Origin of the sequence: uncultured Tateyamaria sp. (assembly GCF_947503045.1) — a bacterium.
GTDB lineage: Bacteria > Pseudomonadota > Alphaproteobacteria > Rhodobacterales > Rhodobacteraceae > Tateyamaria.
Genome location: NZ_CANNCF010000001.1, coordinates 1,553,980 through 1,567,542, shown reverse-complemented (window position 1 = coordinate 1,567,542; position 13,563 = coordinate 1,553,980). Strand labels below are relative to the sequence as shown.

The following is a 13,563-nucleotide window of genomic DNA, read 5'->3' as shown; positions in this document are numbered from 1 at the left end:
GTTGCACCTTATCTGTGGTTTCTGATAGACTTCACCGCAAGATATAGAGTGACGCAAGAGATGGGCAGACCTTCGTGAACGATACGCCGCAACCTCCTGAAAACGATGATGAAATGCCGCCAGAACGTCCCGTCTACGATGGGCCGTCTGTCACCATTGAGCATGAAATGCGCACGTCCTATCTGGACTATGCCATGTCGGTCATCGTCAGCCGCGCGATCCCCGACCTGCGTGACGGGTTGAAACCGGTGCACCGCCGCATCCTTTATGCGATGTTCGAGACCGGCAACACGCATGACAAATCCTACCGCAAATCCGCCCGCCCTGTCGGCGACGTGATGGGGAAATACCACCCGCATGGGGACAGCGCGATCTATGACGCACTTGTGCGGATGGCGCAGGATTTCTCGATGTCGCTGCCGCTGCTGGATGGTCAGGGCAACTTTGGCTCGATGGACGGCGATAACCCGGCCGCGATGCGCTATACCGAGGTGCGCATGGACAAGCCTGCCGCCTACATGCTGGCCGATATCGACAAGGATACTATCGATTTTCAGGACAACTATGACGGCAAGGACAAGGAACCAACCGTCCTGCCCGCCCGTTTTCCCAACATGCTGGTCAACGGCGCTGGAGGTATCGCCGTGGGCATGGCGACCAACATCCCACCCCACAACCTTGGTGAAGTGGTCGATGCGACGCTGGCCCTGATCGAGGATCCGGACCTGTCCTCGGAACAGTTGATCGACTACATCCCTGGCCCCGATTTTCCCACGGGCGGGATCATGCTGGGCCGTTCTGGTGCGCGTAAGGCGTATCTTGAGGGGCGTGGCAGCGTCATCATCCGCTCCAAAACCCGCGTGGAGGAGTTGAGGAAGGACCGCTACGCCATTGTTATTGATGAAATTCCCTATCAGGTGAACAAGGCGACGATGATCGAGCGCATCGCCGAAGCCGCGCGCGACAAGAAGATCGAAGGCATCGCGCATGTTCAGGACGAATCCGACCGCAATGGCGTGCGTGTTGTGGTTGAGCTCAAGCGCGACGCCACCGCCGAAGTGGTGCTGAACCAACTGTTCCGCTTTACGCCGATGCAGGTCTATTTCGGCTGCAACATGCTGGCCCTGAACGGTGGACGCCCCGAACAGCTGACGCTGCGCCGGTTCCTGACCAGCTTCATCGACTTCCGCGAAGAGGTTGTCGCCCGCCGCACGGCATACGAGCTGCGCAAGGCCCGCGAACGGTCCCACATCCTGTGCGGTCTGGCCGTTGCGGTCACCAATATCGACGAAGTGGTCGCCACCATTCGCCAGTCCGCCGACGCCGCCGAGGCCCGTGGCAAGCTGATGGAACGCCGCTGGCCCGCGCGCGATATCCTGCCCTATATCGCTCTGATCGACGATCCGACCCACACCGCGAACGAGGACGGCACCTATAACCTCTCCGAAACGCAGGCCCGCGCCATTCTCGACCTGCGCCTGCAGCGCCTCACCCAGATCGGGGTCAAAGAGGTCACGGACGAGCTGGAAGAACTGGCGGGCAAGATCAAGGAATACCTCGACATTCTGGGCTCGCGCGAACGCATCATGGGCATCATCGCCAACGAGTTGCGCGAAACCAAAGAGCTCTTTGCCGTCCCGCGCCGCACCGAGATCGTCGACTGGTCCGGCGATATGGAAGACGAGGACCTGATCGAGCGCGAGGATATGGTGGTGACCGTGACCTCCGGCGGCTACATCAAACGCACACCGCTTGCCGATTTCCGCAGTCAAAAGCGTGGCGGCAAAGGCGTGTCCGGCATGGCCACCAAGGAGGAGGACGTGATCACCACCCTCTTTGTCGCCAACACCCATACGCAACTGCTGTTCTTCACCACCGACGGCATGGTTTATAAGCTCAAGACCTGGCGCCTGCCACAGGGGGGACGCACATCCAAAGGCAAGGCGATTGTGAACATCCTGCCGATCCCGACGGGTGTATCCGTGGCCGCCATCATGCCGGTCGACCGGGACGAGGACGAATGGGACGATCTGCAGGTGGTCTTTGCGACCTCTGCAGGCACCGTGCGGCGCAACAAGCTGTCGGACTTCACCAACGTGAAATCCAACGGCAAGATCGCGATGAAGTTCGAGGATGAGCATGCCGAGACCACACTGATCAACGCGCGCATCGCGTCCAATGATGACGATGTTATGCTGGTGACAAACTCCGGTCGCGCGATCCGCTTCCCGGCCACTGATGTGCGGGTGTTCAACTCGCGCAGCTCGGTCGGTGTGCGCGGGATCAAGCTCTCCGGGTCAGACCGCGTTGTGTCGATGTCAATCATCCGCCACTTTGATGCGACCAGCGACGAGCGCGCCGCCTACCTGAAAATGCGTAGGGCTGTCGCAGGTTTGGCGGACGACGTTGATGTATCGGATGAAGAAGAAACAGACGCCAATGCCACCATCGATCAGGCCCGCTATGCCGAAATGTCGGCAGCCGAAAACCTGATCCTGACGATCACGTCCAAGGGTTCGGGCAAGCTGTCCTCCAGCCACGACTACCCGGTGCGCGGACGCGGCGGCCTCGGGGTCACAGCGATGGACAAGGCGATGCGCGGTGGCCAGATCGTGGCCTCGTTCCCCGTCGAGATGGACGACCAGATCATGCTCGCCACGTCCAAGGGCCAATCGATCCGGGTGCCTGTTGACGGCATCAGCTTCCGCTCGCGCAGCGCAGGCGGGGTCAAGGTGTTCGACACCGGTAAGGGAGAAGAGGTCGTCAGCGTGGCCTGGATTGCCGACCAGGGTGACGAGGAAGATGCCGCCGAAGAATGATCCTAACGCGCCGGAGCGGGGACCGGCACCAACGCTTCGGACATCGGGACGGGCGTGTACCACAATGATTCTACGTCCGCTTCACTGATCAAAACGCATTGCGGCGCACTTTGTGCGTCCGCCAAAAGCGCGTCGTAGCTCGCCTGATCATAAACGGTGTCTTGCGTGCACGACTCCAACTGGCTGCCGCGATTTGCGCACAGTGCCTGTCGCAAAAGATGCGCGCGCAAGAATGGACACAAGACTTCGTTGGGAACATCGATGTCTCGGCCAATCGCCTCCCATATGTGCGCCGCCCGCGGCGCATCGCGAAAGCCGAGCAACTCGAATTGATGGGTTTTGTGCAGCAGGATCGCGTCCAGACTGTCGACCGGATCAGTTGATCCATACACCGCAGCGTTTTCAAATGCGCCGTCAACGTCGAAGTAATACTTGCGACCAAGGGCGTCTCGCGCAGTGTAGGCATAGCTCAGCCAGTTGTCCCCGCGATGCGGGTTCGCCATCAGGCGACGCCCTGCAAAATCAACCATTTGCGCCTCTTTGGCCGCGCGAAATGCTGCTTTTTGCGCTTCGTTCCTGCCAGGGTCAATGGCGGTGTAACTCACGCGGCCGTCGCCCTCATCTGTGACCTCCCATTCCGGTTCGAATGCAACCCCTTCAACCATGTCCAACAGATCGAGGTTGTATGGGTCGGTTTCCAGAAACTCTTCGGCGCGGTGCAGGTGTGCGGCCTTGAACTGTTCGTAAAACCTGAACTGGCCCCGGTGCATCGCAACCCTGTTGGCAAAGTTCAAAGCCATACTGCGCAAATTCATGAGCTCGTAGAGGTCCGCATCAAAGTGCAGAATTGACTGTTCCAGCCATGCGACCTCCTCTTGCGACAACTCCGCTTGCGGGAACTTCGTGGTCAAACCCGAAATGCGCAGCATGATCATGTCCGGGTCCACCGCATCCCAGCCGTCCCATCCGGCAAAATCAGTCAGAATGCCGCGGGTGTAGTAGGTGAAACCATACATGCGGCACTTGGCCGTCGCATCGGGTGTTACGAGCGGCCCATAATGCCCACAAAACGATCCAATTGCGTCTTTGCCGTACGGACCAACGAGGGGATACACACGCAAGAGGGACCCCCAATTCGGATGTGTTTCCATAACCTTATCCAGCGCAGCCGCAGGGTCACCTATCGATCGGTCCGTCACAAACATGCGCAAAACCGCATCGGACACCGGGATCAAATCGGCATTGAGTTCGCGCGCAAGCATAGCATGTTCAACGGCCCTCGCCCGCATCCCGTCAAATACCGCGCGCGCAGCCGCACTGCCCGGTTCGTGCACCTGATCCGCCGCGTGCCAAAGGCTCCATGCCCGGGCAATCTGTGCATTGGCGTTATCCGGCGCGGCCTCTGCCCAGTCCTGGACAAAGCGCACTGTCTGGTCGTGACTGCGCGACAACGCGATGAACAGATCGCGCATGTCATCGGCACTGATTTCACCCTTTTGGAATGCATCATGCGCGTCATTCAGAAACGCATTGAGCCCTGCTCGATCTTCGCTGCGCACGAGATCGACCACTTTGGCGTCATGATACTCTTGCGCGCTAAGCGAGGTCGTCGCCAACAGCAGAACTGCAATCAATCTGCACAACATACGCGTGCCCTTTCGCCAAATACGTGCATGGCGAAGGTGAGCAACGACTTGGGGCTGCCTGTGGCGAGGATGCGGCAAATATCGGGCGGTGCTACAGCCCGTAGATCCCGCTGAACTTCTCTTTGAGATAGGCCAGAAAGGGCTCCGGCCCCGGCTCCATCCCGCTGGCCTTGGTGATCACCTCGCGCGGCGTATAGAGCCCGCCGTGGCGCTGCAGGTTTTCCCGCAGCCAGCCCGTGGCGGCGGAGGTATTTCCACCCGCCAGTTGCGCATCCAGATCAGGCACCGCGCCGCGCAACGCCTCGTGCAAACAGCCCGCATAGACATTGCCCAAAGAATAGGTCGGAAAATAGCCAAACAACCCGACCGACCAGTGCACATCCTGGAGCACCCCGTTCGAGGGTTTGTCGACGTCATAGCCGAAATCAGCGCGGAACCGGTCGTTCCACGCCGCCTCCAGATCGCCCACCGCCAGATTGCCCGTCATCAGCGCCCGTTCCAGATCAAAACGCAGCAGCACGTGCAAGTTATACTGCACCTCGTCCGCCTCGGTCCGGATATAGCCATTTGACACCCGATTGACGGCGGCAAAGAATGCATCTTCGCTCTCGATCCCGAAATCCCCAAAGGCGTCACGCATCTGCCCGTAAAGCCAGCCGGTAAAGGCCCGGCTGCGCCCCAACTGGTTCTCGTAAATCCGGCTCTGGCTTTCATGCACGCCCATCGACACACCCGCCCCGAGCGGGGTCAGCAGATGGTCTGCGTCGATATTTTGCTCGTAACAGGCATGCCCGACTTCGTGGATCGTCGAATAGAAACAGTTGAACGGATCCTCGGGATTGGTGCGCGTGGTGATGCGCACATCAAGGCCCGACCCGGAGGAAAACGGATGCACCGCCTTGTCGATGCGCCCATGTGTGGTGTTGTAGCCAAAAGCCTGGGCAAGGGTCGCGCTCAGCTTCAGCTGACCCGCTTCATCGAAGGTCCCGTTCACCCCCTTTGGCGCGGGACGTTCGAGGATGGCCGCGCGCAATTCGGTCAGTCCGGGACGCAGCGCTCCAAACATCGCCTCAAGATCAGCCGCCGTTGTGCCAGGCTCGTAATCCGCAAGCATCGCACCATAGATGTCACCGCCTGCGGCCAGCGCAGCGCCTTCCTGCCGCTTGAGCTTCACAACTTCCTCCAGCACCGGCAGGAACGCGGCCACATCATCCGCGGCCCGCGCATCCGCCCATGTGCCCTGCGCGCTCGACGTCACACGGGCAATGGTTGCGGCAAGGTCGGCAGGCACTTTGCTCGCACGCTCAAAACTGCGCTTGATCTCGCGCAGGTTGGCAGCCGCCACCGCATCAAGCTGGTCCCCATCAATCGCCGCCAGCCATTCCCCCACACGCGGGTCGGTGCGTCGGGCATGCAGAACGGATTCCATCGCCGCCATCTCTTCGGCCCGTTGCGGAGCCGCCCCGCGCGGCATCATGGTTTCCTGATCCCACCCCAGACGCCCGGCCACTTGGGACAACGCCTGCGTGTCGTGATCAAAGGCCATCAACTCATCATAAGGACTCATGCTGTATTCCCTCTCAAAGACGTCGCAATCGGATAGGCCGCCAGAAACCGCGCGCGCAGGATCAGCGCCCATAGGATCACAGCCAGAAACTGGTGCAGGATCGCGACCTGCCAGGGTGCGGCATAAAGCACCGTGACAATACCCATCGCGATCTGCAGCGCCATCGCCGCAATCACCGCATTGAAGGCAAATCGCGTCGTGCCATGGGCCGAGCGTCGTCCACGCAGCCAGACGATCACCGCAAAGATGAACAGCAGATAGCCCGCGACACGGTGGATGAATTGCACAAGCCCCGGGCTTTCAAACAGGTTGCGCCACCACGGCTCGAAGGTGAATGCCGTGGCCGGAAACACCTGCCCGCCCATCAGCGGCCAATCGGTATAGCTGCGCCCGGCATCAATTCCGGCCACCAGCGCCCCGATCAGGATCTGCAGGAACGCAAAGTGCATGAGACCGGTGGACATCGAAAACAGCTTGGCCTCCCGGCCACGCCGCGCCTGCATCAACTCCAGCTCGGGACGGCCCAGCATATAGATGTACCAGGCGATGAACCCTAGGATCACAAAGGCCAGCCCCAGATGCGTGGCAAGGCGATAGCTCGCCACATCGACCATCCCTTCGCCCGTAGTCACGCCACTCGCCACCATCCACCAGCCAATCGCGCCCTGCAAGCCTCCAAGGACGCCAAGACCCAGCAGTCTGGGCGTCCAGCCTGTTGGGATTTTGCGCCGGATAAGGAACCAGAAAAACCCGACCGCCCAGACCACGCCGATCACGCGACCCAATTGTCGATGACCCCATTCCCACCAGTAAATCACTTTGAAATCAGCCAGTTCCATCCACTGGTTCTGAATACGGAATTCGTCGATGGCCTGGTATTTGGCAAATTCCGATTCCCAATCGGCCGCGTTCATCGGCGGGACCGCACCGGTGAATGGACGCCACTCGGTGATCGATAACCCGCTATCGGTCAACCGAGTCAATCCACCCACCGCGATCATCACCACAACCAGTGCAAAGAGCATGCAGAGCCACACCCGGATCGCACCACGCGCGCCGCCCCGGCCCCGATCAATCACGCCGGTCTCGGCCACCTGCTTTTCAGTGGTGCCGACCTCTTCGAAAATGCTGCGGTTCTTTGCCATCCCGGCCCTCGCCCTGTCTCGTCGCTGCGCAACCTAGGCCCAGCCCTGCACAACGTCCAGCGTCAGCGACGCTGCGCCCAGCGGACCATCTGACGCAGCATGCCGTGCAGCGTCTGCACATCGGCGCGGGTCAGGGGCATGCGGCTCCACATATTGCGCAGGTTGACCTTCATGCTGGCCACCTTGTGCTCGGGAAAAAAGAACCCCGCTTCCTCCAGCCGCTCCTCGAAATGGCGGGCCAGATGCTCGACCTCGTCGCCTGTGGCCCAGTCAGTGCCTGCCATCTCGGTGCTGTGATGGGCCACGTCCCCAGCGGCACGCATCCACTCATACCCCACCAGCAGCACGCATTGCGCGAGGTTCAGCGAGGGAAACTCCGGGTTCACAGGAACCGAGATCAACGCATTGGCCTGCGCGATATCCTCATTCTCCAAACCCGCCCGTTCGGGGCCGAACAACACGGCCACATGCTGGCCTTCACCCATGCGGCGGGCGGCATCGGCCATCGCCGCCTCAGGGCTCAGTACCTCCTTGGTGAGGTCACGCAGACGGGCGGTGGTGGCATAGGTATAGGTACAATCGGCCAGTGCGCCTGCCAGCGTGTCGTGCACGCTCGCGCTGTCCAGAACCCGGCCCGCACCACTGGCCATCGCCACAGCCGCCGGATTCGGCCAGCCATCGCGGGGCGCCACGATGCGCATCCGGTCTACACCGAAATTCAGCATCGCCCGGGCCGCCGCCCCGATATTTTCGCCCATCTGGGGCCGTGTCAGCACAAATGTCGGTGTCATATGCGTCCTCTAGCGCAGGGCCACCGCTGTCCACAATCCCTTCATTGTTCTTCAAATATGCGCGCCGCAGGCATAAAAGTTTTTCTTTCCCTGACACTTCCGCTAGAGAACGGCCAAAGCAAAAGGACGACCGAGATGAGCGAGCCCGAACAAGGCCCCGAGCAGCCGCAACTTTACCTGCTGACCCCACCGGTGTTCGAATTGTCCACCTTTCCGGACCTGTTGGCCGCGGTGCTCGACGCACACGAGGTCGCCTGCATCCGTCTCGCCCTTGCCACCTTTGACGAAGACCGGATCGCGCGCGCCGCGGATGCCTGCCGCGCCGTGGCCCATGCCCGCGACGTGGCCATCGTGGTGGCCGATCACAGCGCTCTGGCCGAACGTCTGGGCCTAGACGGCGTGCACCTGACCAGCGCCAAGAAATCTGTGCGCGACGCACGCAAGGCATTGGGACCGGATGCCATCGTGGGCAGCTTTTGCGGCACCTCGCGCCATGACGGGCTGTCTGCGGGTGAGGCAGGGGCAGACTATGTCGCCTTTGGCCCCGTCTCCGGCGTCGGCGATGAGGGCGTGGCGACGGACGACCTGTTCCAATGGTGGTCGGACGTGGTCGAAGTGCCCGTCGTCGCCGAAGGCGGCCTCAGCGTCGACACCATCGCACGCCTTGCGCCGATGACCGACTTTTTCGGCATCGGCGAAGAAATCTGGGACAGCGAAGACCCGGTAAATGCGCTGGCCGCACTCACCGCCCCGCTCACGTAGGGCGGGGGTGTCCCCCGCCCTGCCCGGCTACAGCAGCGTGCGCTCGATCACCCAATAGACGGCGATGCCCGCAATGATCAGTGAGCCGGTCATCGACCAGGCGCGGAACATGACCGGGTATTCCGCCACCAGTTCTTCCACCCCTGTCAGGCGCTCCGCCATGGCCGCACGGCAGCCCAGCCACAGCGCGATGGCCGCCATGGCAATCACCGTCAATTGGCCCAGCTCGACCCCGACATTGAACCCGATCAGCGCCGGAACGAATTGCCCCTCGGGCAGGCCGAACTCGCCCAGCACCGAGGCAAAACCAAGCCCGTGCAGCAGGCCAAATCCAAACACGATCACCGGACGCCAGCGCGTCAACCCACGGGCAAAGATATTCTCGACCGCGACATAAACAATCGAGGCGGCAATCAGCGGCTCGACAATGCTGCCCGGCACATTGACCAGCCCCAGCGCTCCAAGGGCCAGTGTGACCGTATGCGCAAGCGTAAAGGCAGAGATCTGCCACAGGAGCGGCCCCAACTGCGTGGACAGGAAAAACAGGCCCAGAACAAACAGGATGTGATCCAGCCCCTTGGGCAGGATGTGATCAAAGCCCACCGGAATATAGGTCGCAAAGGCCTGCCAGCCTGACGCTGCATCCCCGCCGGTCAGAGCAATGGGCCCGGAACTGCTGCCGCCCGAGATAAATCCGGTGAAAGGCTCCTCGACCCCCTGCTGGCGCAGCACCAAATCACCCGCACCGGCAGGCCAGGACACATCGACGTTGGTTGCACCCTCCGGCAGCGTGCCCATGATCACCAGATCAGAGATGCGCGGCAATTCGCCGTCCGCCACATCCGGTACTTCGACACTCTCAAGGCGCAACGCAACCGACGCGCCATCCACGCTCAGCAGGGGCACAGCGCTCCACCTGTCGACCAGCGCCTCCGCCCGTGCCGCGATGTCCGCATTAGGAAGCGCGCGTAACACATCGTAATCGCTGGCATTTTCGGCGTTGTCTGTGTCATCCACCGCGTCCAGATCAATACCGGACAGCTGTGCTTCGATGTTCACATCCATGTCGAACACAACCGCCCCGTCCTGCAGGGTGAGATCGGTGATGGTGGGCACAACTTCGTGAGCACTGGCCATACCGGCCCAAACCAGCGCACACAGGCTTGACATCACCCCCCAGAGGCGCAGCTTTTGGGCGAATGAAGAAAAGGCTGATGGCATGATGATTTCCCGCTTTGTTTTGATCGTTTGGTGCGCAATTTGCGCGGGCTATGCAAGTGCGCATGAATTCTGGATCGACGCAGAGACATATCAAGTGCCCCCAAGCGGTCAAATTGTAGCCAATCTCAAGAACGGACAGCTGTTTGAGGGCACGCCCCAGGCCTATCTGCCGCGCAACTTCACCCGCTTTGACGTGGTGCAAAGCGACACGCTGCGCCCGGTCGAGGGGCGTCTTGGCGATCGGCCTGCGCTGAATGTGCCGGCACCCGTGGATGGTCTGGTGGCCGTGGTGCACGAAACCACGCCGTCTTTCGTGAATTATGCGGAGTGGGAAAAGTTTCAGAAGTTTGCCGACCACAAGGATTTCAAGGACATTGCCGCGCGCCATGCGGCCAATGGCTTTCCCGCAGCACCATTTCGCGAACGCTATACCCGTCACGTCAAGGCGCTGTTCGGCGTCGGCAGCGGTCAGGGCATTGACCGCGCGGTTGGCCTCAAGACCGAGTTCGTGGCACTTACCAACCCCTATGATCCAGGCTTTGGCGATCAGATGGAGGTGCAGGTGCTCTATCTTGGCCAGCCCCGGGCGGATGCGCAGGTCGAGGTGTTTGACCGCGCAGCCTCGGGCGAAGTCGTCGTGACGCTGCACCGCACCGACGACAATGGCATCGCCCGTATCCCCGTCACGAGCGGTCACAGCTATCTGTTTGATGCCGTCGTGCTGCAGCCGATCCTCGGCGATGAAAAGGCGGTTTGGGATACGTTCTGGGCCGCCCTCACCTTTGCCGTGCCCGCCCGTTAGGCGCGCGCCCGCCCTTGCCTCTGGCGCAGGCGCGGGGCAGACAGGCACCTATGAGCAAACCTGCTGACATCCTGTGCATCGGCTCGGTCCTGTGGGACGTCATCGGCCGTGCGCCGCTGGCGATGCGCCAGGGCTCGGACGTGCCGGGGCGCATCACCCGTCTGCCCGGCGGTGTGGCGATGAACATCGCGATGACCTGCGCCCGCTTTGGCCTCACCCCGGCGCTGCTGACGGCCATCGGGCGCGACGCCGAAGGGGACGAGCTGATCGCCGCCTGCACCGCGCGTGGCATGATCACAGACACGGTCTACCGCTCGGACGATCTGCCCACCGACCGTTATATGGCCGTCGAGGGCGCCAATGGCCTGATCGCGGCCATCGCCGACGCCAATTCGCTGGAAAGCGCAGGAGCCAAGATCCTGCGCCCGCTCAAGGACGGCACCCTCGCCACGCCCGAGGCCCCCTTTGCCGGCCCCGTCGCGCTTGATGGCAACCTTACGGTCGAGTTGCTGAACGAAATCGCGGCCAGCCCGCTGCTGGCACAGGCCGATCTGCGCGTGGCCCCCGCCTCGCCCGGCAAGGCGCGCCGTCTGGCGCCGTTCCTTACCCACGGGCGCGGCACGCTTTACGTGAACCTCGAAGAGGCCGGGCTTCTCTGTCAGGCGCAGTTTGACAGCTCGATGGCCGCCGCTCATGCGCTGATCACCCGTGGTGCGGCGCGCGTGCTGGTCACGGACGGGGGCGGCACCGCCAGCGAAGCCACAGGCGATGATGTGATCAGCGCCACGCCGCCACAGGTGCTTGTCACACGGGTGACAGGTGCGGGTGATACGTTCATGGCCGCCCATATTGCCGCCGAATTGGGCGGGGCGGGACGCAGCGATGCGCTCAAATGCGCACTGAACGCCGCTGCCACTTATGTATCAGGACAAGGCCCGGAATGACCCAATACACACACTCACCCGCCGTTGCCGCCGCACAAAAGGACGGAACCCCAATCGTCGCGCTGGAAAGCACGATCATCACCCATGGCATGCCCTACCCACAAAACCTCGAGGTTGCGCGGCAGGTCGAGGCCGATGTGCGCGCAGGCGGGGCGGAGCCCGCCACCATGGCGGTGATGAACGGCACCCTGCATGTGGGCCTGACGGATGATCAGCTGGAAACGCTCGCGCAAGCCAAGCGGGTGGCGAAACTCAGCCGTGCGGACATGGCGGCCTGCATGGCCACGGGTGGCACCGGGGCGACAACCGTGGCGGCCACGATGATTGCCGCACGCATTGCGGGGATCGCGGTTTTTGCCACCGGCGGGATCGGCGGCGTGCACAAAGGGGCCGAGGGCACGTTCGACATCTCGGCTGACCTGATGGAGCTGGCCCAGACACCGGTGACCGTGGTGGCCGCAGGCGCCAAGGCGATCCTCGACATCCCCAAGACGCTTGAGGTGCTGGAAACCCAAGGTGTGCCGGTGATTGCCTACGGGCAGGACGACATGCCCGCCTTCTGGTCGCGCAGCGCGGGTCTGCCCGCACCGCTGCGTATGGACAGTGCAGCCGCGATCGCAGATGCCCACGCGATGCGCGCTTCCCTTGGCATTCCCGGTGGGCAACTGGTCGCCAACCCGATCCCGACCGAGGCCGAGATTGACCGCGCCACCCTCGCCCCGATCATCGCGCAGGCCACGCGCGATGCGAACACCCACGCCATCACCGGCAAGGGGGTCACCCCCTACCTGCTGCAACGGATCTTCGAGCTGACCGGGGGGCGTTCACTGGCCGCCAATATCGCCCTTGTGCGCAACAACGCCCGCCTCGCGGCCGAAATTGCCAAGCATTTGAGCAATAAGGGGCCCTCTGCCTGACAACCGGGCACAAAGCTGTGGGGCACCCATTGTAGTGGCCACGCGCATCGCCTACCTATCGCACCACCAAGCTGCGGGATGCCGATGAATACCCCCTTTGATCCAGAAAAGCCCCGCCGCCCCGGCCTGTTTTCCCGGCTGCGCGCGTCATTCCTGACCGGGCTGGTGGTGATTGCGCCGGTGGGGCTGACGATCTGGCTGATCTGGACGGTCATCGGCTGGGTGGACGGATTCGTCTGGCCGCTGGTGCCAAATGTCTGGCAGCCCGATTCAATCGTCAACTACTGGCTGGGCAATCCGAGGATCATCACCGAAAACGGTGTGCGCATTCCAAACCCCGATTGGGTAAAGGTGAACGTGCGCGGCGTCGGCGTCATTGTCTTTTTCCTGTTCACCATCTTCATCGGCTGGATCGCCAAGGGCTACATCGGACGTTCGCTGATCCGCTGGGCCGAAAGCCTTGTGGAGCGTACGCCTGTCGTCCGTTCAATCTATTCCGGGATCAAGCAGATATCGGAGACCGTATTTGCCCAGTCCGAGCGCTCTTTCGAGAAGGCCTGCCTGATCGAATATCCGCGCAAAGGCATCTGGGCCATCGGCTTTGTGTCGACCACCACCAAGGGCGAAGTGGCCGAAAGGGGCAATCAGGGCAACCCGATGCTCAGCATCTTTGTGCCGACCACGCCCAACCCCACATCCGGCTTTTTGCTGTTCTTTCCTTCGGATGATGTAATCGAACTGGACATGACCGTCGAAGACGCCGCCAAGCTCGTGATTTCGGCGGGCCTCGTCTATCCCAACGGCAAGGATCCGACGCAGCCGCCGCAGGACTGACGGCCGGGGCCGGACAAGATGATTACCGTTTTAACCAAAAGACGCGTCCTTCGTGCGGTTTGATAATGGCTGGCTAAGAGCTTTTTAACCGAGATGGACAACGGTTTTCGGCACC

The 13,563-nt window shown here is 61.9% G+C and carries 11 protein-coding genes; 6 read left to right on the top strand and 5 right to left on the bottom strand.

Annotated features, from left to right (window positions below):
* Window positions 1–113: 113 nt before the first annotated feature.
* The gene (gyrA, locus tag Q1A89_RS07895) at window positions 114–2,819 is read left to right on the top strand and encodes a DNA gyrase subunit A (protein ID WP_299726166.1); all 2,706 of its coding nucleotides are present in this window, start codon (window positions 114–116) and stop codon (window positions 2,817–2,819) included.
* Window positions 2,820–2,821: 2 nt separating this feature from the next.
* On the opposite strand, the gene Q1A89_RS07890 is transcribed toward gyrA, so the two are convergent.
* From Q1A89_RS07890 to Q1A89_RS07875, 4 genes are all read right to left on the bottom strand, one after another.
* Window positions 2,822–4,453, bottom strand: a complete 1,632-nt coding sequence (locus tag Q1A89_RS07890) for a hypothetical protein (RefSeq protein WP_299725705.1) — start codon at window positions 4,451–4,453, stop codon at window positions 2,822–2,824.
* Window positions 4,454–4,556: 103 nt separating this feature from the next.
* Window positions 4,557–6,032, bottom strand: coding sequence for a carboxypeptidase M32 (locus tag Q1A89_RS07885; RefSeq protein ID WP_299725703.1), 1,476 nt, complete (start codon window positions 6,030–6,032; stop codon window positions 4,557–4,559).
* Complete coding sequence (ctaA, locus tag Q1A89_RS07880) at window positions 6,029–7,177, bottom strand: heme A synthase (RefSeq protein WP_299725701.1); 1,149 nt, start codon at window positions 7,175–7,177, stop codon at window positions 6,029–6,031. The genes Q1A89_RS07885 and ctaA overlap by 4 nt, the downstream gene beginning before the upstream one ends.
* A gap of 62 nt (window positions 7,178–7,239) precedes the next feature.
* Window positions 7,240–7,968, bottom strand: a complete 729-nt coding sequence (locus Q1A89_RS07875; RefSeq protein ID WP_299725698.1) for an RNA methyltransferase — start codon at window positions 7,966–7,968, stop codon at window positions 7,240–7,242.
* 135 nt (window positions 7,969–8,103) lie between these two features.
* Here Q1A89_RS07875 and Q1A89_RS07870 point away from each other — a divergent pair, with 135 nt between their 5' ends.
* Window positions 8,104–8,730: a thiamine phosphate synthase gene (locus tag Q1A89_RS07870; protein WP_299725695.1), complete on the top strand. Its 627-nt coding sequence runs from the start codon at window positions 8,104–8,106 to the stop codon at window positions 8,728–8,730.
* Between the two features lie 27 nt (window positions 8,731–8,757).
* Here the strand turns inward: Q1A89_RS07870 and Q1A89_RS07865 are convergent, their stop codons facing one another.
* Window positions 8,758–9,951, bottom strand: coding sequence for a HupE/UreJ family protein (locus tag Q1A89_RS07865; protein WP_299725693.1), 1,194 nt, complete (start codon window positions 9,949–9,951; stop codon window positions 8,758–8,760).
* Between Q1A89_RS07865 and Q1A89_RS07860 the strand changes: the two genes are divergently transcribed.
* The 4 genes from Q1A89_RS07860 (at window position 9,950) to Q1A89_RS07845 (ending at window position 13,448) form a co-directional block, all read left to right on the top strand.
* Window positions 9,950–10,753: a DUF4198 domain-containing protein gene (locus tag Q1A89_RS07860; protein WP_299725690.1), complete on the top strand. Its 804-nt coding sequence runs from the start codon at window positions 9,950–9,952 to the stop codon at window positions 10,751–10,753. The two genes, Q1A89_RS07865 and Q1A89_RS07860, sit on opposite strands and share 2 nt — an antisense overlap.
* A 50-nt stretch (window positions 10,754–10,803) precedes the next feature.
* On the top strand, window positions 10,804–11,697 hold the full coding sequence (locus Q1A89_RS07855) for a PfkB family carbohydrate kinase (RefSeq protein ID WP_299725687.1): 894 nt from the start codon (window positions 10,804–10,806) through the stop codon (window positions 11,695–11,697).
* Window positions 11,694–12,614 carry a pseudouridine-5'-phosphate glycosidase gene (locus Q1A89_RS07850; protein ID WP_299725684.1) on the top strand — a complete coding sequence of 307 codons (921 nt, stop codon included), beginning with the start codon at window positions 11,694–11,696 and terminating at the stop codon, window positions 12,612–12,614. The genes Q1A89_RS07855 and Q1A89_RS07850 overlap by 4 nt, the downstream gene beginning before the upstream one ends.
* Before the next feature lie 84 nt (window positions 12,615–12,698).
* Window positions 12,699–13,448: a DUF502 domain-containing protein gene (locus tag Q1A89_RS07845; RefSeq protein WP_299725681.1), complete on the top strand. Its 750-nt coding sequence runs from the start codon at window positions 12,699–12,701 to the stop codon at window positions 13,446–13,448.
* Window positions 13,449–13,563 lie beyond the last annotated feature (115 nt).